We start from the raw sequence: 361 nt of genomic DNA, 5'->3' as shown, positions 1-361 counted from the left end.
GGGACTGTCAGGAAAACGGTGTAAACCCTCCCAACCCCAACAGGAGAAAATAACACCATGACAACAGAACACCAACTCGCCCAAAACCTCATCACCCAAGCCAAAGAACAAGGCCTAGACCTCAGCAGCGACACCCTACTCAAAACCCTCACCCAAGACATCATCCAAGCTGCCCTCGACGAAGAACTCACCGACCACCTCGGCTACCCCAAACACGCCGAAAACCCCAACCAAACAAGCCAAAACACCAGAAACGGCTACCGCACCAAAAGAATCCTCACCGACACCGTCGGCCCCATCGACATCAAAGTCCCCCGCGACCGCGACGGCTCCTTCGAACCGACCATCGTGCCCAAACGAG

The 361-nt window shown here is 55.7% G+C and carries 1 protein-coding gene; it reads left to right on the top strand.

The annotated features are described in order from the left end of the window. Positions 1 to 57 precede the first annotated feature (57 nt). Positions 58 to 361, top strand: a 304-nt coding sequence (locus L6963_RS11750; RefSeq protein ID WP_237204463.1) for a transposase, incomplete at its 3' end; no start/stop codon positions are given.

Origin of the sequence: Rothia nasimurium (assembly GCF_928392795.1) — a bacterium.
In the GTDB taxonomy this organism is placed as follows: domain Bacteria; phylum Actinomycetota; class Actinomycetes; order Actinomycetales; family Micrococcaceae; genus Rothia; species Rothia nasimurium_F.
The sequence above is the reverse complement of the archived record's forward strand: the minus strand, read 5'-3'. Positions and strand labels throughout refer to the sequence as shown.